The sequence below is a fragment of the Alcaligenes sp. 13f genome, assembly GCF_020496585.1.
In the GTDB taxonomy this organism is placed as follows: Bacteria; Pseudomonadota; Gammaproteobacteria; order Burkholderiales; family Burkholderiaceae_B; genus Alcaligenes; species Alcaligenes phenolicus.
The window spans coordinates 231,557-251,127 of record NZ_JAHKKC010000001.1 but is presented as its reverse complement, the minus strand read 5'-3'; the positions used below and the strand labels follow the sequence as shown (position 1 = coordinate 251,127).

Genomic DNA, 19,571 nt, shown 5'->3' with positions numbered 1-19,571 from the left:
CTCACGGCAGCGGTACTCCCAGACGCTTGATGGTTTCTGTCAGTGTTCGGTTTTCGGGGTCTTTGCTCAAGCCAGCCCGAAAGACCAGCATGGCATCATCACGACGGCCTTTGACCCACAGCACTTCACCCAAGTGGGCGGCAACGTCCGCTTCAGGCAGGCGCTCGTAGGAACGCTGCAAGTATTCCAGCGCGGCTTGCAGATCGCCAACACGGAACAGATACCAGCCCACGCTGTCCAGAATATAAGGATTGTCCGGCTCCAGCTCCATGGCGCGTTCCAGCAAATCCTGGGCCTCGTCCAGACGGCGATTCTGATCCGCATAGGTGTAGCCCAAGGCGTTATACGCATTGGCATGGTCCGGGCGCAGCTCAATAACACGACGCATCAAGGTTTCAAACTTGTCGTGCTTGGCGCGCTGCTCGTACAACATGGCCAGGTTGTATTTGATCTCGGCACTATCGGGCAACTCACGGTCCGCCCGCTCCAGCACTTCCAGAGCCTGGTCGGTACGACCGCTGTCTTGGTAGATAGAAGAATACGTCAAAGCCACAACGACCTGTTCGCTCATGTCGCGTGGCCGGGAGTTTTCAAGGGTACGACGTGCTTGCGGCAGATTGCCTTGGCGAGCCTGCAGGACGGCTTTATGAATCTGGGCCTGGAAACGCAGCGCGGGCTCTTCAATCAAGTCCAGCTGGCGAATGGCTTCGTTCATATCGCCCTGAGCTTCAGCAATTTGCACCAAGGACAAGCGGGCTTCAGAAATACTGGCCAAAGCCGTATTGACGGCGTCGTTCAAGGACTGGCGGCGCTGCTGCTGGACCGCAATGTATTGCTCCAGCAATTTACGGGCCTGGTCAAACTCCTGGGCACGAATATGAATTTCGGCCTGGGTGTAGAGCAGATCAAAATCTTCAGGATTGGCGCGTTGCAAGGCGCTGACGATGGATTGGGCTTCGTCGAACTGCTGGCGCTCTACCAGCCGGTTGGCCAGCAGCAGTTGCAACTTGCGGCTATCCGGATTGGCTCGCACAAAGGTACGTGCACTTTGCAAGGCAGCCGAAGGATCAATCTTGATACCGTATTCCAGCACGCGCTGCGCGGCGGCTTCGGAATGCGGGTCCAGCTTCAGGGCTTCCCGTGCTTCGCGCTCGGCCCGGCTCATATCCCCGGCGCTCCAGGCGGTATCCGCCAAGGCCAGACGGGCAATGGGCAAGGAGCGCACGGGTTGCTGCAAGGCCTTGTCCAGCACTTCCAGCGCCAAACGGCGATCCACCATCTTGCTGACCATGCTCATGGCTTGGACCACGGCCTGCTCTTTATCCTGGGCGCGAGAGATACGCAGCCACAAGGCATCGGCCAAGCCTTCGGTCTGACCGCTGGAGGCTTCCAGGGCCAGAGCCGTTGCTTTAGCTTCGGGATCATTCGGGGCCAGCAAGGCCCATTCTTTAGCGGCACGCAGCGCACGACCCAAATCACGGTCGGCCATGGCGTATTGAAAGGCGTTTTGAGCCAGGCGAGGATCGCTGGTGTCACGCGCCAAAGACAGGAAAGTCTGGCTGGCAACGTCGTATTCACCACGCGAAGCAGCCACTTCGGCAACCAGAATGCGATACAGAATGTCCGAAGTCAGGCTGACCAAAGGCAATTGCCCGCTGCGCAAACGAATCTTGTCAGCAGGCGGCTCCGCCTTGAGTATGGGAAGTGAGGGTTGGGCTTGCACCGAAACCGCTGCAAGCAACGACATCAGGCCCAGCTTTAGTGCTAAGGTCAGAGCATTCATCCAGAAAAACCCGTGCCCTGATACGCGCGACAAAACGCCCGATGGCACAATAAAGGAATCAGATTTGTTGATGGTATCACCCCCCCATGCCTGAACTGCCAGAAGTTGAAACAACTCGTCGCGGAATTGCGACGGTTATCCAGGGAAAAAATGTCCAACAATTCCTGGTTCACGAGCCCCGTCTGCGCTGGCCCGTGCCTGCCTCTTTGCCGCAATGGATTGAAGGCCAGGCCGTCCAGAATTGCACGCGTCGAGGCAAATACTTGTTGTTGCATTTTGAACAAGGCGTCCAGATCATCCATTTAGGAATGTCCGGCTCCCTGCGTCGTGTGGATCTGGATGAAGAACGCCGCAAGCATGACCATGCGGAATGGATCTTTGATGAGGCCCGCTTCCTGCTGCACGACCCACGACGATTTGGTGCGATATTATGGCACGCCCATAGGGACGGCCCTCTGGAAAACCACCTTTTACTACGTACTTTAGGCGTAGAACCTTTCGATCCCCTGTTCACCCCCGAGTATCTGCACCGACATCTGCAAGGGCGGCGCGTCGCCATCAAACAGGCCCTGCTGGGCGGCAAGATTGTGGTGGGAGTAGGCAATATCTACGCTTCCGAATCCTTGTTCCTGGCCGGTATTCACCCCGAACTGCCCGCCGGTGAAGTTTCCTTGCATCGCTGCGAAAAACTGCACTCGGCCATCTTGAGCACCTTGCAATCCGCCCTGGACTCCGGGGGCAGCACCTTGCGCGATTACGTCAATGCCAGTGGTGAACCGGGCGCTTACTTCGACATTCACGCCAATGTATATGAGCGTGCCGGCAAACCCTGCCCACGCTGCCAACAGCCTATCAAACGGATAGTCCAAGGCCAACGCGCGACCTATTACTGCTCGCGCTGCCAGCGCCGCTAAACCCTCCCCCTTTTTTCTGACAGCGTCTGATGCCGGTTCCGGCAGGCAGGCGCTCGTCTGCTTTTTTTCCAACTAAGCCTACCCTATTCAGGTATTCACCTATATCTAACTGATTCGCCATAAACTAATCTGACACCATCCCTATCGACTGTGGAGTCATTTTCATGAGCAAGTCCTTCGCCTCGCATAACGACCTGGAAGACAAAGTCGTTGCCTTTGAAAAACTGTCCGACAACGCCTACGCCTACACGGCTGAAGGTGATCCCAACACGGGCATCATCATTGGTGACGAGGCCATTATGGTGATCGACACCCAGGCCACGCCGGTCATGGCTGAAGACGTGATTCGCCGCATCCGCGAAGTCAGCGACAAACCGATCAAGTATGTCTTGCTGTCGCACTACCACGCCGTGCGCGTGCTGGGTGCCTCGGCCTACAACGCCCAGGAAATCCTGGCCAGCCGCGACACCTACGACCTGATCGTGGAACGTGGCGAGCAGGACAAAGCCAGCGAAATCGGCCGTTTCCCCCGCCTGTTCCGCAACGCCGAATCCATTCCTCCCGGCCTGACCTGGCCCACCATGACCTTTGAAGGTCATATGACGGTGGACCTGGGCAATCTGGAAGTACACCTGATGCAAGTGGGTCGTGGCCACACCAAGGGCGACACCATCGCCTGGCTACCCAAGCAGAAAATCCTGTTCGCCGGTGACCTGGTGGAATACCAATCCACCCCGTACGCAGGCGACTGCTACTTTCGCGAATGGCCCCGCACACTGGACCGTCTGGGAGACTTCAAAGCTGAACAAATGGTTCCTGGCCGTGGCCCGGCACTGAAAAACGCCACCGAAGTGCGTCAGGCCCTGGCTGGCACACGCGCGTTTCTGACAGACCTGTACTCCAGCGTGCAGCAAGGCGCAGCCGCCGGTAAAGATCTGAAGACCATTTACCGCGAAACCTACGATTTCATGAAGCCTCGCTACGCAGACTGGGTCATTTTTGATCACTGCATGCCCTTTGACGTGTCCCGTGCCTACGACGAAGTCAACGGCCACGAAGACCCACGCATCTGGACCGCCGAACGCGATCTGGAGATGTGGAAACAACTCGAAGGTCAGTAAGACGCAAGGCCAGGGAGAAAGAAAATGGGAGACATTAATTACCAGACCCTGGAGCTGACGCAAGCGCCCCCACCGGCTACCCATGCCCGCCACCCCGTTGTGGTGGTGGGTGCCGGCCCGGTGGGGCTGACCATGGCCCTGGATCTGGCGGCCAAAGGCCACCGGGTCGTGATTCTGGACGACGACACCACACTGTCCAAAGGATCGCGGGCCATTTGCTTTGCCAAACGCACTCTGGATATCTGGGACCGATTGGGCGTGGGCTCGCGCATGATGGACAAGGGCGTGTCCTGGAATGTGGGCAAGGTTTTTTTCCGCAACCAGGAAGTCTGGAGCTTCAATTTGCGGCCCGAAGAAGGCCACCAGCGCCCCGCCTTTATCAATTTGCAGCAGTATTACTGCGAAGGTTATCTCTACGAAGCAGTCTGCGCTCAGCCCCTGATCGAACTGCGTTCCGGCCATAAAGTGCTAAACGTGGTGAATCAGGCAGAAGGCGTGCATCTGGACGTAGAAACGCAGCAAGGCAATTACACCCTGGAAGCAGAATGGCTGCTGGCCTGCGACGGCTCGCGCTCGGCCATTCGCCGTGCCTTGGGTGAAAGCAGCAGCGGACGCGTATTCAAGGACCGTTTCCTGATTGCAGACGTGCGCATGCAAGCCGACTTCCCCGCCGAGCGCTGGTTCTGGTTTGACCCACCCTTCCACCCCAATCAATCTGTCTTGCTGCACAGCCAGCCGGACAACGTCTGGCGTATCGACTTTCAATTAGGCTGGGATGCCGACCCGGTTGAAGCCGTCAAACCAGAAAACGTGCTGCCCCGCATTCGAGCCCTCCTGGGTGCCGACGCCCCCTTTGAATTGGAATGGGTCAGCATTTACACCTTTGCCTGCGAGCGCATGGAGCGCTTTCGCCATGGCCGTATTCTGTTTGCCGGAGACTCGGCCCACCGTGTCTCGCCTTTTGGCGCACGCGGCGCCAACAGCGGTATCCAGGACGCCGACAACCTGGCCTGGAAGCTGAATCTGGTTCTGAATGCCCAGGCTCCCGACAGCCTGCTGGACAGCTACAGCCATGAACGTGAATTGGCTGCAGACGAGAACATTCGCCATTCCAGCCGTTCAACAGATTTCATCACGCCTAAAAGCGAAGTCAGCCGCCTGTTCCGTGATGCGGCCCTGATTCTGGCGCGTCGCCACGCCTTTGCCCGTGTACTGGTCAATAGCGGCCGCCTGTCCTTGCCCAGCGCCTACCCAGACAGCCCCTTGAATACGGCTGACACACACGAGTTCTCCGCCACGGCCACACCGCTAGGAGCCTGCGTCCCCGATGCACCTATAGAACAAAACGGTCAGCAAGGCTGGTGGCTGGGTCAATTGGGCAGCGGCTTCACCCTGCTGGAATTTGGCGAAGGCCAGGCCAGCCAGTCTGAAGTGGTAGACGAACTGGTCGCCCAAGGTCTCTTGACCCGCCTGCGTGTCTGGCCCGCTGGCACCAGCGCTACCCAGGCCCAGGGAGGCATCATTGACAGCCAGGATATGCTGCGCCAGCGTTACGACGCCCAACCCGGTTCCTGCTATCTGATTCGCCCCGATCAACACCTGTGCGCCCGCTGGCGTCATCTGGATGGGCAAGCTGTCCAGGCTGCCTTGCACAAAGCCTGTGGCCATTTCCTGGAGAATGCTTCATGTCTACACTGAATACCGATACCCCCCTGGAACGGGCTGACGATTTCTACCAAATGTTGATCGATGCCCACCAAGGCCTGAGCACAGCACAAAGTCATGCCATGAATGCCGCTTTGGTGCTGTTGCTGTGCAATCATGTCGGCTCGCTGGATGTGATCAAGCAAGCCTTGGACGCCGCCCGCCAGACCTGCCTGGAGCAGGCTGCCTGAATCTGGAGACCCCTAATGAGCTCTTTGAATTATCAGATTGGTTTTGGTAACGCTTTTGCCACCGAGGCTCTGCCCGGCGCGCTGCCACTGGGACGCAACTCGCCGCAGCGTTGCCCTTATGGGCTGTATGCCGAGCAGTTGTCCGGCACGGCCTTTACCGCGCCACGCGCCGATAACCGCCGCTCCTGGCTGTACCGCATTCGCCCCAGCGCCAAGCAAGGAGCATTTACGGCATTTGAAGGCGCTCCCCACTGGAACGAAGACTTTGGACAAGGCCCGGCCAACCCCAATCGCCTGCGCTGGAGCCCGCTGAATCTGCCCGGCAAGCCGACCGATTTTCTGGCTGGTGTCCATACCTGGGCAGGCAATGGCAGCAGCGACTCGCAAAGCGGCGTTGCCATCCATCTGTACGCCATCAACCAGTCCATGGGGCGGCGCGTGTTCTACAACGCCGACGCCGAAATGATGTTCGTGCCTGAACAGGGCCGCCTGCGTCTGGTCAGCGAATTGGGCATCATGGAAATCGAGCCTTGCGAGATTGCCGTCATGCCGCGTGGCGTGCGCTTCAAGGTAGAGTTGCTGGACGATGTGGCCCGTGGTTACTTGCTGGAAAACTTCGGCGCCCCTCTGCGTTTGCCCGAACTGGGTCCGATCGGCTCTAACGGCCTGGCCAATGCCCGTGACTTCAAAACGCCGGTAGCCTGGTACGAAGATGTCAGCGAGCCTCATGAGTTGGTCACCAAATTCACAGGCGGCTTCTGGGTTGCGCAACTGACGCACTCGCCGCTGGACGTCGTGGCCTGGCATGGCACGCACGCCCCCTACAAATACGATTTACGCGACTTCAATGTGATCGGCTCGATCAGCTACGATCACCCCGATCCCTGCATTTTCAGTGTATTGACCTCGCCCTCCGACACCCCCGGCACGGCCAACCTGGACTTTGCGATTTTCCCGCCACGCATTCTGGCCATGGAAAACACCTTCCGCCCACCGTGGTTCCACCGTAACTTCGCCAGCGAATTCATGGGCCTGATCCAGGGTGTGTACGATGCCAAGGCCGATGGCTTTGCACCCGGCGGCTCCAGCCTGCACAATTGCATGAGCCCGCATGGCCCCGATGCCAACACCTTTGACAAGGCCAGCAGTGCGGACTTGAGCAAGGCAGACTATCTGCGCGGTACCATGGCCTTTATGTTCGAGACCCGCAAAGTCATCCGCCCCTCGCCACAGGCCTTGCAAAGCGAAAGCCTGCAAGCCAATTACGATGCCGTCTGGGACGGACTGGAAAAACACTTCTCTACGGAACAAAAGGCATGACCCGACCTTATCTGAATGACACTCACGACCCCAAGCTGCAAAGCTGGGTGCCCGGCGCCAACGAGGCCGATAACGGTTTCCCCATCCAGAACCTGCCCTTTGCCGTGGCCCGTCGCCGTGACAGTCAGGAAGACTTCCGCGTCATGGTGGCTATCGGCCCTTACGCGCTGGACCTGGGCCTGCTGGCCTGCGATACCCCCTGGCACGGCAAAGCCGCCGACGCCCTGGCCGCTTGCGTCAAACCTGCACTGAACGGCCTGATGGCCTTGGGCCAGGAATACTGGAGCGCGCTGCGTGCCGCCTTGTCACATGACTTGCGCCAAGGCTCCTCAGCTGAGTCGCGCCTGCGCCCCATGCTGATCGAGCGCAGCAAGCTGGAATACGCCCTGCCCGCCCAAATTGGGGACTACACCGACTTCTATATTTCCGTGCACCACGCAACGGCGGTAGGCAAACAGTTCCGCCCTGATGCGCCCTTGCTGCCCAACTACAAGTGGGTACCCATTGGCTACCACGGCCGTGCCTCCAGCATCGGTGTGTCCGGCCAGCAATTCCCACGACCCGTCGGCCAGACCCGCCCACCCGAAGGGCAAGAGCAGCCCAACTTTGGTCCTTGCCAACGCCTGGACTTCGAACTGGAAATGGGCATTCTGATTGGCAAAGGCAACGAAGCCGGTCGCCGTATCCCTATCGCTCAGGCAGACGAGCACGTTTTTGGCCTGTGCCTGTTCAATGACTGGTCGGCGCGCGATCTGCAAGCCTGGGAATACCAGCCTCTGGGCCCCTTCCTGGCCAAGAACTTTGCCTCGACGATCTCCCCCTGGGTAGTGACGCTGGAAGCCCTGGCTCCCTTCCGTCGCCCCTTCAGCCGCCCCGAGTCCGATCCCCAGCCTCTGCCTTATTTGCAGGATCAGGCCAACCAGGACAGTGGCGTTCTGGACGTGGAACTGGAGGTGTACCTGAGCACCGAGCAGTCTCGCCAGCAAAAGAAAGACCCCGCTTTGCTCTCGCGCAGCAACTTCAAGGAAGCGTATTGGACTGTGGCCCAATTGGTCGCCCATCACAGCGTCAACGGCTGCAATCTGCAAACTGGAGACCTGCTGGGCACCGGCACCTTATCCGGCCCGGCCAAGGGTCAGGAAGGCTCCTTGCTGGAAATGAACCAGGGCGGCAAAAACCCCATCGACCTGCCTTGGGGCGAACAGCGTAAATTCCTGGAAGATCAGGACGAGATCATTTTGAAAGGCCTGTGCCGTCAAGATGGCTACCCGACCCTGTCTTTTGGTGAATGTGCCGGTCGAGTATTGCCTGCCGTGCCTTAAATTCAAGACACCTTTGTAAACGACACCCCGCAGCCGGTATCTGGCTTCGGGGTGTTTTTACGTAAAGCTTTATCGAAACAGGCTCGCAAAAACAAAAAAGGGACTTGAAGTCCCCTTTCTGCAAACTCGGAGAGCCCTAGGCAGGCAATTGCTTATGTCTGGCCCAAGACCAGAGGATATAAAACAGAACGCAGCCATACAGCCCCAGAACAGCGCCTGAAGCCAGCACCTGGCTAAGAAAATGGTAGCCCTGCATGATGCGTAGAAAGCCGAACAGCAAACCGGCGCTGATACCCAGCACAAAGCCCCCGGCGGCCAGTTTGCGGCAGCCTGTCATGACGCCCACAAAGAACAGGGACAGGAGCACAAAGCCGGATGCGGCATGAGCACTGGGCAAGGCATTGCCTGCTTCAGCCCAGGAGTGCGCCCAGAAGTAGGTGGGCATGGATTCTGTACCGCCAAACATGGCCAGATTAAAGGGCCTTGGCATGGCAGTCAGATGTTTCAGTACGCCTACCATTAAAGGACCACTACCCATGAAGAAAGCCGCCCCCGCCCAAGCCAGTTGGCGGCGGGAGCCCTTGGGCTGCCGCCAGGCCACGATCGTCCATACCACTGCGCCGCCAAAGGGAACGAACCACACCAGCCTGCGCCCGAACAAATCGACAAAAGGCTGCAATCGCCAGGAAAAGTCCTGGATTTGTGGGTCATAGAAATAGGCACTGAGTGACAGGTCCGTTGCTGAACCCATCGTCACTGCCGCAACGATTCCCAAAACAGTAAAAAAAACGGCACTGGCAACGATATAAGGACGAAAAAACATCTACACACCAAGTAGCTTCAATCAGTCGGGCAATACTTTACCGGGGTTCATGATCCCCAAAGGATCCAGCGCCGTCTTGATCTGCTTCATCAAGGCCAGGGAAACCGGGTCTTTATAACGGGGCAGCAGTTGGCGCTTGAGCTGGCCTACGCCATGTTCGGCACTGATGGAGCCATGGAAACGGTGCACGCTGTCATGGACCACCGCATAGATCTCGTCCTGACGCTTCAGCAGCTCTTCCTCCGTGAAGGCCGTGCCGCGCGCGACGTTGTAGTGCAGGTTGCCATCACCCAAATGCCCGAATGTCACGTTCTCCAGACCCGGGAAGGCTTCTTGCAAAGCCTTGTCCGTCTCGTGCACGAATTGGGACATCACGGACACAGGGATGGACACATCATGCTTGATGCTTTTCCCATAGGCTTTCTCTGCCAGTGGAATGCTTTCACGCAAATGCCAGAGCGCCTTGCTTTGTGCGATGGTCTCGGCGATAACGGCATCTTGCACCAGATCTTGCTCCAGAGCCTGGCCGATCACGCTTTCAAAACGCTCGCGGGCATGCTCCAGGCTTTCGCTATCAGACAGCTCCAGCAAGGCATACCAGGCTGCTTTTTCAGCCGGGCCCTGGAAAGGCATACGTTGATCGGGATAGCAATGCAGCACGGCTTGCAGACAATTGCCTGCAATCAGCTCAAAGCCGGTCAAGGACGCCGCCAGCCCCTGGCGCGCCAATGCCAGCACCTGAACGGCATCTTCAATCGTATTCAATGCCAGCAAGGCGGTGCACGCTGCTACAGGCTGGGGATAGAGCTTGATGGTCGCGGCGGTGATGATACCCAGGGTGCCTTCGCTACCAATAAACAGGTTGCGCAGGTCGTAACCGGTATTGTCTTTGCGCAGCCCAAGCAGCCCATGCAGAATTTCACCTTGGGCAGTCACCACTTCCAATCCCAGGGTCAGGTCACGAGCATTGCCGTAACGCAAAACCTGTGTACCGCCTGCATTGGTGGCCAGATTGCCGCCAATCGTGCAGCTGCCTTCTGCGGCCAGACTCAAGGGGAACAGACGCTGATGATCGCGGGCGGCCTGCTGCACATTTTGCAAAATGCAGCCTGCTTCCACCACCATGGTGTCGTTATCGGTATCCACGCTGCGAATCTTGTTCAGGCGCTCCAAAGACAGCACCAGCGCAGTGGCGCTGTTGTCCGGCGTTGCGCCCCCGCACAAACCGGTATTGCCGCCTTGAGGGACGATGGGCACGCGGTGCTGCGCGCATAGACGCACAACCTGGGCCACTTCTTCTGTCGTTGCAGGCCGGGCCACCGCCAAGGCAGTACCGGTATAGCGTCCACGCCAATCCTCCAGGTACTGCTGCATGGATTGTCCTGTCAGCACATGTTGCTGACCAATACGCTGTTCAAGTTCGTTCAGAAAAGTCATGACCCAAGCCACTCAAGAAAAACAATCAGGCGCTCTTGCTGTCGCGCTACAGCTCTTAATGGTAACTCACGAAAGCCGGTGGCATTCGCGCTAAACTTCATTCTTTGTGTATTCGTTCAGGACGCGACAGTGACCCACATTCCCGCTCTACCGACCGCTGTATTCAAAGCCTACGATATTCGGGGCACCGTTCCCGAGCAACTAAATCCCGACTTCGCCTACCAATTAGGTCTGGCCCTGGCGGCCTTGGCCCGTGAACAAAGCGTGCAAACCCTGGTAGTGGGTTACGACGGCCGCCACAGCAGCCCTGCTCTGTCTCGTGCCCTTCAACAAGGGATCCAGGCAGGCGGAATCAACACAGTCGATCTGGGTATGGTTCCTACTCCCGTCGTCTATTTTGCGGCCAATGTACTGGAAACCGGCTCGGGCGTAGCCATCACAGGTAGCCATAATCCGTCCAACTACAACGGCTTCAAGATGATGATGGCCGGCAAGACCTTGCACGGCCAGGATATCCAGGGTCTGATGAAACGCATGCAAGCCGGTATTGAGCCTGCGGCTCAAGCAGGCACCGGCGAGAAAAAGGACTTGCTGGACCAGTACGTCAGCACCATCGCCGAACGTGTCAAACTGGCCCGTCCCATGAAAATTGCCCTGGACTGCGGCAACGGCGTGGGTGGCGTCGTGGCTGCTCGCCTGTTCAAGGCCCTAGGTTGCGAAGTGGACATGCTGTTTGAAGATGTAGACGGCAGCTTCCCCAATCACCACCCGGACCCGGCCGAGCCGCACAACCTGCAAGACCTGATCACCCATGTTCAAAACACGGACTGCGAAGTGGGTCTGGCCTTTGACGGTGATGCCGACCGCCTGGGTGTGGTGACTCGAACGGGTCAGATCATCTGGCCTGATCGTCAGTTGATTCTGTACGCGCGCGATATTTTGCAGCGCGAACCTGGCTCCAAGATTATTTTTGACGTGAAATGCAGCCGCCACGTCGCTCTGGAAATTGCCAAGGCCGGGGGTGAGCCCTTGATGTGGCAAACCGGCCATTCGCTGATCAAGGCCAAACTGGCCGAAACGGGTGCCCCTTTAGCTGGCGAAATGAGCGGCCACGTGTTCTTCAAGGAAGGCTGGTACGGCTTTGATGATGGCTTGTACACAGGCGCACGTCTGCTGGCGATTCTCTCGCGCGGTGACAACCCGACGGCAGAGTTGGAAACCTTGCCGCAAGACCTGTCCACACCGGAACTGAAACTGCCGCTGGCCGAAGGCGAGCCTCATGCCTTGATTGCCCGCCTGCAAAAAGAAGGCCGTTTCCCCAGTTCCAATCAGCTCAACACGATTGATGGTGTACGTGCCGAGTACCCGGACGGCTTCGGTCTGGCTCGCGCCTCCAATACCACTCCAGTGATTGTGCTGCGTTTTGAGGCCCAGTCCCAAGAGGCGCTGGATCGGATCCAGGGAGAATTCCGGGCGGCACTGCTGGCTTTGAAGCCGGATGCAGCATTGCCTTTCTAAGGCCGTGGAAGTTCACTCATACCCAGATCCCTGCTCGCTGGTCTCTAGTCTCTAGTCTCTAGTCTCTAGTCTCTAGTCTCTAGTCTCTAGTCTCTAGTCTCTAGTCTCCAGCGCAGTATAAAAATGCCTCCACGCGGCAACTTTGGCTTGCTGTCCCCCAAGGGGGCACTTTTTACCGGGACGACTAGCCTTGGGGCAGCACAGCGATAAAAAAAGAGCTGCACTGCCTCTGAAACCTTGGATTCAACCCCAAGTCACAGCAAGCAGTTCAGCCCGTTTTTTATGCCTTGGCCCAAGCCCCAGGCAGTCAAAGCCTTAACGGCTCAAATACTGATACAGATCCAGATGAGCCTCACTGATGCGGCCTATATCAAAAGCCTCTTCAGCCAGACGGCGGCTTTCCGCCCCCATGGCTTGCCGCTTGGCCGTATCTTCACCCAAGTCCATCACAGCCGCCGCCAATGCCTGCGCATTACGCACTGGCACCAGCACACCGGTCACGTCAGGTTCGATGGCATCACGGCAACCGGGTACGTCAGTCGTGACCACCGCCCGCCCACAAGCAGCGGCTTCTACCAAGGACTTAGGCAGGCCCTCACGGTAGGATGGCAGCACGGCAATGTGTGATTGAGCGTAAAGCTGCGCAATATCGCTACGTTCGCCCAGACACTCCACCACGCCCTGCTTTTGCCAGCTCTGCCACTCCTGATCGCTGATACTGGCCGGATTACCGGGGTCGGGACTGCCAGCCAGTACCCATTTAACCGGGCTACCTTGAGCAGCGCTGATGCGTGCAGCTTCAACAAACTCACGCACACCTTTATCTACCAGCAGGCGCGATACCATCAGGGCAACGGGCGGGCCTTCGGGCTCTGGCAAAGCCTGAAACTGATTCAAGTCCACGCCTGAGCCACGAATCAGGACGCACTGATCGCGTTTGACAACACGGTCTTCCAGCAAGACATCACGGTCATTGCTGTTCTGGAAAATCACACGGCTATTCGGATGTCCCAAGGCAATGCGGTAAAGCTGCAGGGCAATCCAGCGCACCGGATCAAAGGACTTGTCGCGCTTGGTAAATACATAGCCCAGCCCGGATACAGCGGCCAGAAAACCAGGCACACCGGCCAGTCGCGCTGCAATCCCGCCATACAGAACCGGCTTGATGGTGACCGCATGCACCAGCTCGGGACGCTCACGGCGAAACAAGCGCCATAGAGCCCAAATGGTGTGCAGCTCTTGCAATGGGTTGGTCCCGCTGCGTGTCATGGGCAAAGCATGGTGATGCAGGCCGTGACGCTCGATCTCGGCAACCGCCGGGCCGTCCATGGTGGCGACATGCACGTCATAACCCTCACGTTGAGCGGCTTGCGCCAAAGGCAAACGATGCGACAGGAAAAAAGCGGGGTTATTGACCACGAACATCAGCATGCGCGTTTTCTTGCTGGTTTCGTCCGTCAAGGCACTCAAGGCCTGACGGCTGCGCTTGCGCTTGGGGGGATACTGCGCCGTCAAGGTCTTCCAGGCCTGCGTGTAATTCTTGACCATGCCTTCCAGGGAGAACAGGCGGGCAACCCGTTCACGCGCATGCTCATGACGAGCCTGCCAGGAAGGTGCACCCAGTTCATCAACCGCGCTATTGATCGCGCCTGCCAAGGCTTCAGCATTGCTGAGGGGTACAATCCAGCCCTCATTACCGACGATCAAGGCAGCATCACCCACATCGGTGACCACATTGGACACCCCCGCAGCCATTGCTTCGCAGACCACGTTGGGAAAGCCTTCTGCCGAGCTGGACAAGACATGCACGTCCAGCGCATTCATCAGGCGAGGGACATCGCTGCGTCGTCCCATCAGGATGACGCTCTCGCGCAACTGATGCTGATCCAGCAAGCGCATCAAGGTTTCGTTATTACTGTCCATGCCATCGCCAATCAAAAGGCAACGCAAGCCCGGATGACGGTGCAGGCTGCGAGCTAAGGCGGCCAGCAGATTGGGATGATCTTTAAGCGGATTCCAGCGGGCCACACTGCCAATGACAGGCGTATCCAGTGACAGGCCCAATTCTTCGCGCACTTCTTCACGTGCCTGCGGGTCAGGATGCCAACGGCTTAGATCGTAGCCATTGGGAATCACTTTCATGATGTCTGCACGATAACCCCACTGCTTGTGACGTCGGGCGGCATTTTCTGCGCAGGACACAATCAAATTGGGAATAAAGCGTGACAGGCGGGCGCACAGCCAGGCCACCATACGAGCTTTCGGGCTGCCTTGATACAGATTCGCGCCGGAATTACGAATACCCCAGGACACAGCCGGAATCCCGACCAGTCGCGCAGCGGCACCACCGATCAGATCGGAGTGATACATCCAGGTCTGCACCACATCGGGCTGCAAATCGCGCAGCAAGCGCGTCAGCGATCGCAGACCTTTCAAAAAGCCCAGCGGCGAGTGCATGTGCAGGCAGTACAAAGGAATGTCTGCAGCCCGCAATTGCGGCCCGAAAACGTCTTCCTCGCCCAGAGAAATCACAATATGTTCGGTATCTTGACCGGGTGCTGTCACCAAGCGGAACAAGACTGTTTCTGCCCCACCCTGCCCCAGTCCCGCAATAATATGCACGACTCGCAAGGGCGGCGTTACTTTCTCCAGCTTGTCATCCACGGCGTCTGTGTCCTGATTGAACGACCTTGGCTGCATTGCACTCATGCTTTGGCTCCCTCTTCGATACCGCCACGGGCGGCCTGAAAGACCTGGTCCCAGTTAAGCAAAACCTGCTCTAGTTCATAACGCTGACGCACCGCTGCAGCGGCACGACGGCCCAAGACGCCCCGAAAGACGCCATCCCCCATCAGCTCGGCCAGGGCGGCAGTCAAGGCACCTTCATCCCCTACCGGCACCAGCAGGGCATCCTTGCCATCGGAACTGATTTCGCGTGGGCCGCTGGGGCAATCAACCGTCACGGCGGGCAGGCCCATGGCCATGGCTTCCAGCAACACGTTCGGAAAACCCTCTACTTCCGAAGTCATGACAAAGGCATGGGAGCGCGCCATTTCCTGCCAGGGCTCAGCGGTTTTGCCGGCCAGTTCGATACGATCGCCCGCACCGGACATGGCAATCTGCTGCACCAATTGGGCTCGCTGCGGGCCATCGCCCCAGATTTTCAATTTCCATTCCGGATGCTCGGCGGCCAGGCCTGCAAATACGCGGATCAAGACATCAAAACGTTTGGAGGGCACCAGACGCCCCATGGCCATCAAGGTGCAGTGACGGTTCTCCTCCACCCGCACCTCGCGCTGCACGGCATTCAAGGCCTGCGGCAAGGGGTTGGGAACCACCATGACCTGCCTCATGCCCGGCACCATGGCCTGGAACGCCGCCACACTGGCTCGGGTTTGCACAGTCACTACCTGCGCCTTGGGGTACAGACGGCGGCGCAGGCTTTGCAGCAGCTTGCCTGCGCTGCTGCTAAAGGCCGGGTTGGTGCGTTCACCCACCACAATAGGGACGCCCATGCCGCCCAGCCCCAGCAACACATTGATATTCACATTGGTCAGAAAAGACACGATGACATCAGGCTGTTTTTCATGCACCAGCTTGCGCATGGCGCGCAGCTTGGCCAAGGGTTTGGGCAACCAGCTACCGCGCATGCGATGGGCCAGCCACACTAGCTCCACCTTGGAGTCAATAGGGTAAAAGGCGCTGCCTCCTCCACTATAAGTAGGCACCAGGGTGACCTGATCGCCCCGCAAACCCCAGGCATTGGCCAGGGTAGACGCGACGCGCTCGGCGCCGCCTGCGTTCAGGGAGCTGACGAAAAACAGAATATTCACTGGGCCTCCGTGGGCTCATCGACCGGGTAGCTTGGGCCTGCTGGCACGAAGCAAAGCGCCATTTTAAGGCCGACGCAAGCACTGTTCCAACACTTGCTGCCATAGCGCCAGAACTCGGGCCGAGGAAAAACGATCGCGCACATCCGTGGCGCGGCGCGCCAATCGCTGGCGCTTGTCGTCGTTGGACATCAGGTCGGATAAATGGGCTGCCAGGGCTTCCACGTCTTCAATCGGGCGTACCAAGACGCCGTCGATATTGGCGCGGATAATCTCGCGCGGGCCGGTATCGCAATCAAAGGCAACCGCAGTCAAACCGCTGGCCATGGCTTCCAGCAGGCTGTTGGACAAGCCTTCCATGCGGGAGCTGAGTACATACAGATCTGACTGCTCGTACCAGTCCGCCATATTGCCGACGCGGCCGGGAAGCTGAATCCGCTCTTGCAGCTCCAACTCTTCAATTCGTGCTTCCAGAGGAGCACGCTGCTCGCCTTCGCCCAGAATCACCAAGTCCCAGTCCGGGAAATAGTTGGACAACATGGCAAAGGATTCGATCAGGGTGTCAAACCCTTTAACCGGGTGCAGTCGCCCCACAGCCAGCAAACGTTTGCGGCCTTCTGGCAGTTCGGGCACCGGCACGACAGGCTCGGCACTATCCATAGGCCAGCGTACGGCATTAGGAATTACCTGAACCTGGCTGCCGGGCACATGCTCGCGCAACCAGTCTGCAGTACCAGCAGTCAGCGCGATCACGGCATGAGCTTGCGGATAGGTACGCAAACGGGCTTTTTGCCAGAAAGAGGACAAGGACTGGGAGGGCGGATGCGTATGCTCGGTAGCAATCACCTTGCAGGGCAAGCCTTTGGCGGCAGAAATGGCCAGTACCGAGGAAGTGGTCATCATGCCCAGAACCACATCGGGTTTGGTCTTGCGTATCAGGGATCGCACCCGGCTCACGCGCCGCCAGTTCTTCCACAAGGCATCCAGGCGGCCACGACTGCTGCCTGCCGTTCCCAGCACGTGGCGCTCTACGCCCTCTGCTACGGTATACGCGTCTTTGTCACGGCCGGCCTGCGTCACCAGAGACACTCGATAGCCGCGTGCCACCCAGGCTGCGCTTAAATCGACGGCGACACGTTCTGCCCCGCCCCCACCCAAAGAGTGGATAAGCAGCATGATATGAGGGCGAACTCCCGAATGACTGTGCACGTTTTCCTATTCCTGCGAACCAGACGCGAAGGCACTGGCTGGCCTCAAGGCCAAGATGAAATAACAAGTGAAAGAAGCCGCATACATCAGGCTGGTCGCCAGCATGATGCCCGACGGGCCCATGCGAGCCGCCAGAATCGGGTTCAGGGCCGCTTTCACCAGAAAATTGATCACGGCAATAATTGCCATGGATTTATAACGGTTCTGACTGGCCAGCAACTGCACCAGAATCAGCACCCCAAAATAAAAGGGCAGTTGCACCAGCCCCCAGCTAAACACCTGGGCGACCGTGGCCGTATCCTGCGCCGTGAACGCACCACGCTCAAACAGCAGGGCCACTCCCCAAGGCGCCAGCAGAACACCAATCGCGGCGGCAACTCCACCGGCCAGCAACATCATGACCGACCACTTCAAGGCCATGGAGCGAGCACGGGCGTTATCGCCTCGGCTTTGAATATCCGCCAGCACAGGCAAAGCGGCCCGACCGACAGAAGCAGCGCCAACACCCAGAACCAACGCCAGCAAGCGAGTGGCATAACCCAAGGTCGCATTGGCATTAGCCCCCAGATTGGCCGCCGTATATTGGTCAATAGGACCGACAAAACTCATGGCAACCTGCCCCACCAGCATGATGGTGGCAGCCTTGAGCAGATCCGGCCATTGCTCCGCGCGCAGGCTGATCGTGGGGCGAGCCCAGATCTGATCGGCCCGCGAGGCCAGAATCATCAACCACACGGCCTGGATCGTCATGCCCAGCAAGGTGCCCCACAACAAGGGACCAATACCGGCATTCCCGCCCGCTGCCAGTACCCAGATCAGGATGACAAAGGCCGGGACACTTTCCAGCAAGGTATTGATATGGCGCTCATGCGCCCGCAAGCGCGCGGCGCTCAGGCCAATCATCAGCGTCAGCACTGCCGCAGGCGCAAAGGCAAACAGCAGTTCCCGGCTCATTTCATGGACGGCGGGGCTTAGCCCTTGCCCAGTCCATTGCAGCACCCAGGGCCAGCTAATCCAGATCAAGGCCCCCAGCACGCAACCCAGCACAATGCACCAGGCCTTGAGTTCACCCAGAAAACGGCTGCGCGCAGCCGGTTCCAGGCGATGCAAGCGCACCAGAACCGGAATCAGCACAACAGACATGGAGCCGACGATCGTCACTGGCAGCCAGTTGGCCATGACCATCGTGAACTGATAGGCATCGACTACATCGCTCACACCATAGCGATACGCCACCGCCATTTCTTTGAAAGCGCCCGCTGCCTTGCCCAGCAATAGAAAAAACGCCACCCGCATCGCCCCCAGGGCGATGCGACGGTGGTCGTCATGCAGACTAGACAGACGTGCTTTCAGGCCGGCCCAGATCAACTCAGAAACGCCACGTACCAGGGCATGGCCGTATTCAGGCCCTGCAAAATCGTGTGAGTCGGCTCGTAACCCAGTTGTGTACGGGCTTTGGAGATATCCGCTTGGGAATGCAACACATCGCCAGCACGGAAATCGGCGTAGATGGGCTGCTTGGTGTAGTTCACACCATTGGTGCTCAGGGTCTGCTTCAGGTGCTCGAACAGCTCGTTCAGGCTGGTGCGGGCATTGACGGCCACGTTATAAACCTCGGCAACAGCAGGCTTTTGCTGCACGGCGGCCAGGATATTCATTTGAATAACGTTGTCGATAAAGCAGAAATCGCGGCTGGTCTGCCCGTCCCCATTGATTTGCACGTCCTGGTTCTGGATCATGGCCGACACCCATTTGGGAATCACCGCGGCGTATGCACCGTTAGGGTCCTGACGCTTGCCAAACACGTTGAAGTAACGCAGGCCTACGCTGGAGAAGCCGTAGGCACGGGCAAACACGTCCGCATACAGCTCGTTCACGAACTTGGTGACGGCGTAGGGGGACAGTGGGCGACCAATCGTGTCTTCCACCTTGGGCAAACCGGGGTGGTCGCCGTAGGTGGAACTGGAAGCCGCATAAACAAAGGCTTTAACCTGTTCGTCACGCGCGGCCACCATCATGTTCAAGGCACCATTCACGTTGACTTCGTTGGAGGTCAGCGGATCGTTCAAGGAACGCGGCACCGAACCCAACGCCGCCTGGTGCAGCACATAGTCCACACCCTTGACGGCTTCGCGACAGGTATCCAGGCTGCGAATGTCGCCTTCAATAAAACGAAAACGGGCCCAGCGCTCGGCCCCAACCTGATCGCGCACTTCGTCCAGATTGTATTGATGGCCAGTTGCAAAGTTATCCAGACCGACCACCTGCTGATCCATTTTCAGCAGGGCTTCCAGCAGGTTGGACCCGATAAAGCCGGCGCAACCCGTAACCAGCCAGGTTTTTGGCTGATTACGCAGTTGCTGGCTCGCCTGTTCGAATGCAGAGCTCATAATGCTTTC

Annotated in this window: 15 protein-coding genes and 1 pseudogene; 7 read left to right on the top strand and 9 right to left on the bottom strand. The window is 58.3% G+C overall.

Annotated features, from left to right (window positions below; genetic code table 11):
- Nucleotide 1: 1 nt before the first annotated feature.
- Entirely contained in the window at nucleotides 2-1,747 is a 1,746-nt protein-coding gene (locus tag KOE80_RS01135) for a tetratricopeptide repeat protein (RefSeq protein WP_226348149.1), read from the bottom strand.
- 122 nt (nucleotides 1,748-1,869) lie between these two features.
- On the opposite strand from KOE80_RS01135, the gene mutM reads away from it, so the two are divergent.
- The 6 genes from mutM (at nucleotide 1,870) to fahA (ending at nucleotide 8,355) form a co-directional block, all read left to right on the top strand.
- The gene (gene mutM / locus KOE80_RS01130; RefSeq protein ID WP_226348148.1) at nucleotides 1,870-2,697 is read left to right on the top strand and encodes a bifunctional DNA-formamidopyrimidine glycosylase/DNA-(apurinic or apyrimidinic site) lyase; all 828 of its coding nucleotides are present in this window, start codon (nucleotides 1,870-1,872) and stop codon (nucleotides 2,695-2,697) included.
- A 164-nt stretch (nucleotides 2,698-2,861) separates the two neighbouring features.
- Nucleotides 2,862-3,818 carry an MBL fold metallo-hydrolase gene (locus KOE80_RS01125; protein ID WP_009461090.1) on the top strand — a complete coding sequence of 319 codons (957 nt, stop codon included), beginning with the start codon at nucleotides 2,862-2,864 and terminating at the stop codon, nucleotides 3,816-3,818.
- 24 nt (nucleotides 3,819-3,842) lie between these two features.
- Nucleotides 3,843-5,516: an FAD-dependent oxidoreductase gene (locus KOE80_RS01120; protein WP_226348147.1), complete on the top strand. Its 1,674-nt coding sequence runs from the start codon at nucleotides 3,843-3,845 to the stop codon at nucleotides 5,514-5,516.
- Entirely contained in the window at nucleotides 5,504-5,713 is a 210-nt protein-coding gene (locus tag KOE80_RS01115) for a DUF2783 domain-containing protein (RefSeq protein ID WP_009461092.1), read from the top strand. The genes KOE80_RS01120 and KOE80_RS01115 overlap by 13 nt, the downstream gene beginning before the upstream one ends.
- Before the next feature lie 15 nt (nucleotides 5,714-5,728).
- On the top strand, nucleotides 5,729-7,033 hold the full coding sequence (gene hmgA / locus KOE80_RS01110) for a homogentisate 1,2-dioxygenase (protein WP_035271245.1): 1,305 nt from the start codon (nucleotides 5,729-5,731) through the stop codon (nucleotides 7,031-7,033).
- Nucleotides 7,030-8,355 carry a fumarylacetoacetase gene (gene fahA, locus KOE80_RS01105; RefSeq protein ID WP_226348146.1) on the top strand — a complete coding sequence of 442 codons (1,326 nt, stop codon included), beginning with the start codon at nucleotides 7,030-7,032 and terminating at the stop codon, nucleotides 8,353-8,355. Before hmgA ends, fahA begins: the two co-directional genes overlap by 4 nt.
- A 136-nt stretch (nucleotides 8,356-8,491) precedes the next feature.
- Here fahA and KOE80_RS01100 read toward each other — a convergent pair whose 3' ends face one another.
- Together KOE80_RS01100 and KOE80_RS01095 are read right to left on the bottom strand one after the other, a co-directional pair.
- A complete protein-coding gene (locus KOE80_RS01100; protein ID WP_226348145.1) occupies nucleotides 8,492-9,178 on the bottom strand; it encodes a phosphatase PAP2 family protein in 687 nt (228 codons plus the stop codon).
- A gap of 21 nt (nucleotides 9,179-9,199) precedes the next feature.
- Entirely contained in the window at nucleotides 9,200-10,615 is a 1,416-nt protein-coding gene (locus KOE80_RS01095) for an FAD-binding oxidoreductase (protein WP_226348144.1), read from the bottom strand.
- A gap of 129 nt (nucleotides 10,616-10,744) precedes the next feature.
- Between KOE80_RS01095 and KOE80_RS01090 the strand changes: the two genes are divergently transcribed.
- Nucleotides 10,745-12,133: a phosphomannomutase/phosphoglucomutase gene (locus KOE80_RS01090; protein ID WP_226348143.1), complete on the top strand. Its 1,389-nt coding sequence runs from the start codon at nucleotides 10,745-10,747 to the stop codon at nucleotides 12,131-12,133.
- A 315-nt stretch (nucleotides 12,134-12,448) separates the two neighbouring features.
- On the opposite strand, the gene KOE80_RS20410 is transcribed toward KOE80_RS01090, so the two are convergent.
- From KOE80_RS20410 to KOE80_RS01065, 6 genes and pseudogenes are all read right to left on the bottom strand, one after another.
- Nucleotides 12,449-13,564 (bottom strand): glycosyltransferase family 4 protein, encoded by a 1,116-nt coding sequence (locus tag KOE80_RS20410; RefSeq protein WP_319002353.1) that lies wholly within the window; start codon nucleotides 13,562-13,564, stop codon nucleotides 12,449-12,451.
- Nucleotides 13,565-13,771: 207 nt separating this feature from the next.
- Nucleotides 13,772-14,833, bottom strand: a pseudogene (locus KOE80_RS20405) (glycosyltransferase family 4 protein); the annotation flags it as partial.
- A 5-nt stretch (nucleotides 14,834-14,838) separates the two neighbouring features.
- A complete protein-coding gene (locus KOE80_RS01080; protein ID WP_226348141.1) occupies nucleotides 14,839-15,966 on the bottom strand; it encodes a glycosyltransferase family 4 protein in 1,128 nt (375 codons plus the stop codon).
- A 63-nt stretch (nucleotides 15,967-16,029) separates the two neighbouring features.
- On the bottom strand, nucleotides 16,030-17,139 hold the full coding sequence (locus KOE80_RS01075) for a glycosyltransferase family 4 protein (protein ID WP_009461099.1): 1,110 nt from the start codon (nucleotides 17,137-17,139) through the stop codon (nucleotides 16,030-16,032).
- 39 nt (nucleotides 17,140-17,178) lie between these two features.
- A complete protein-coding gene (murJ, locus tag KOE80_RS01070) occupies nucleotides 17,179-18,540 on the bottom strand; it encodes a murein biosynthesis integral membrane protein MurJ (protein WP_042482982.1) in 1,362 nt (453 codons plus the stop codon).
- Nucleotides 18,537-19,562 carry an SDR family oxidoreductase gene (locus tag KOE80_RS01065; RefSeq protein WP_042482979.1) on the bottom strand — a complete coding sequence of 342 codons (1,026 nt, stop codon included), beginning with the start codon at nucleotides 19,560-19,562 and terminating at the stop codon, nucleotides 18,537-18,539. Before KOE80_RS01065 ends, murJ begins: the two co-directional genes overlap by 4 nt.
- Between the last annotated feature and the right edge of the window lie 9 nt (nucleotides 19,563-19,571).

Excerpts from the sequence above, each read along its gene's own strand:
- KOE80_RS01120 (WP_226348147.1), top strand. The coding sequence starts at position 3,843 with ATGGGAGACATTAATTACCAGACCCTGGAGCTGACGCAAGCGCCCCCA.
- KOE80_RS01125 (WP_009461090.1), top strand. The coding sequence starts at position 2,862 with ATGAGCAAGTCCTTCGCCTCGCATAACGACCTGGAAGACAAAGTCGTT.
- KOE80_RS01065 (WP_042482979.1), bottom strand. The coding sequence starts at position 19,562 with ATGAGCTCTGCATTCGAACAGGCGAGCCAGCAACTGCGTAATCAGCCA.
- mutM (WP_226348148.1), top strand. The coding sequence starts at position 1,870 with ATGCCTGAACTGCCAGAAGTTGAAACAACTCGTCGCGGAATTGCGACG.
- hmgA (WP_035271245.1), top strand. The coding sequence starts at position 5,729 with ATGAGCTCTTTGAATTATCAGATTGGTTTTGGTAACGCTTTTGCCACC.
- KOE80_RS01095 (WP_226348144.1), bottom strand. The coding sequence starts at position 10,615 with ATGACTTTTCTGAACGAACTTGAACAGCGTATTGGTCAGCAACATGTG.
- fahA (WP_226348146.1), top strand. The coding sequence starts at position 7,030 with ATGACCCGACCTTATCTGAATGACACTCACGACCCCAAGCTGCAAAGC.
- KOE80_RS01075 (WP_009461099.1), bottom strand. The coding sequence starts at position 17,139 with ATGCTGCTTATCCACTCTTTGGGTGGGGGCGGGGCAGAACGTGTCGCC.
- KOE80_RS20410 (WP_319002353.1), bottom strand. The coding sequence starts at position 13,564 with ATGCTGATGTTCGTGGTCAATAACCCCGCTTTTTTCCTGTCGCATCGT.
- KOE80_RS01100 (WP_226348145.1), bottom strand. The coding sequence starts at position 9,178 with ATGTTTTTTCGTCCTTATATCGTTGCCAGTGCCGTTTTTTTTACTGTT.
- KOE80_RS01115 (WP_009461092.1), top strand. The coding sequence starts at position 5,504 with ATGTCTACACTGAATACCGATACCCCCCTGGAACGGGCTGACGATTTC.
- KOE80_RS01135 (WP_226348149.1), bottom strand. The coding sequence starts at position 1,747 with ATGTCGTTGCTTGCAGCGGTTTCGGTGCAAGCCCAACCCTCACTTCCC.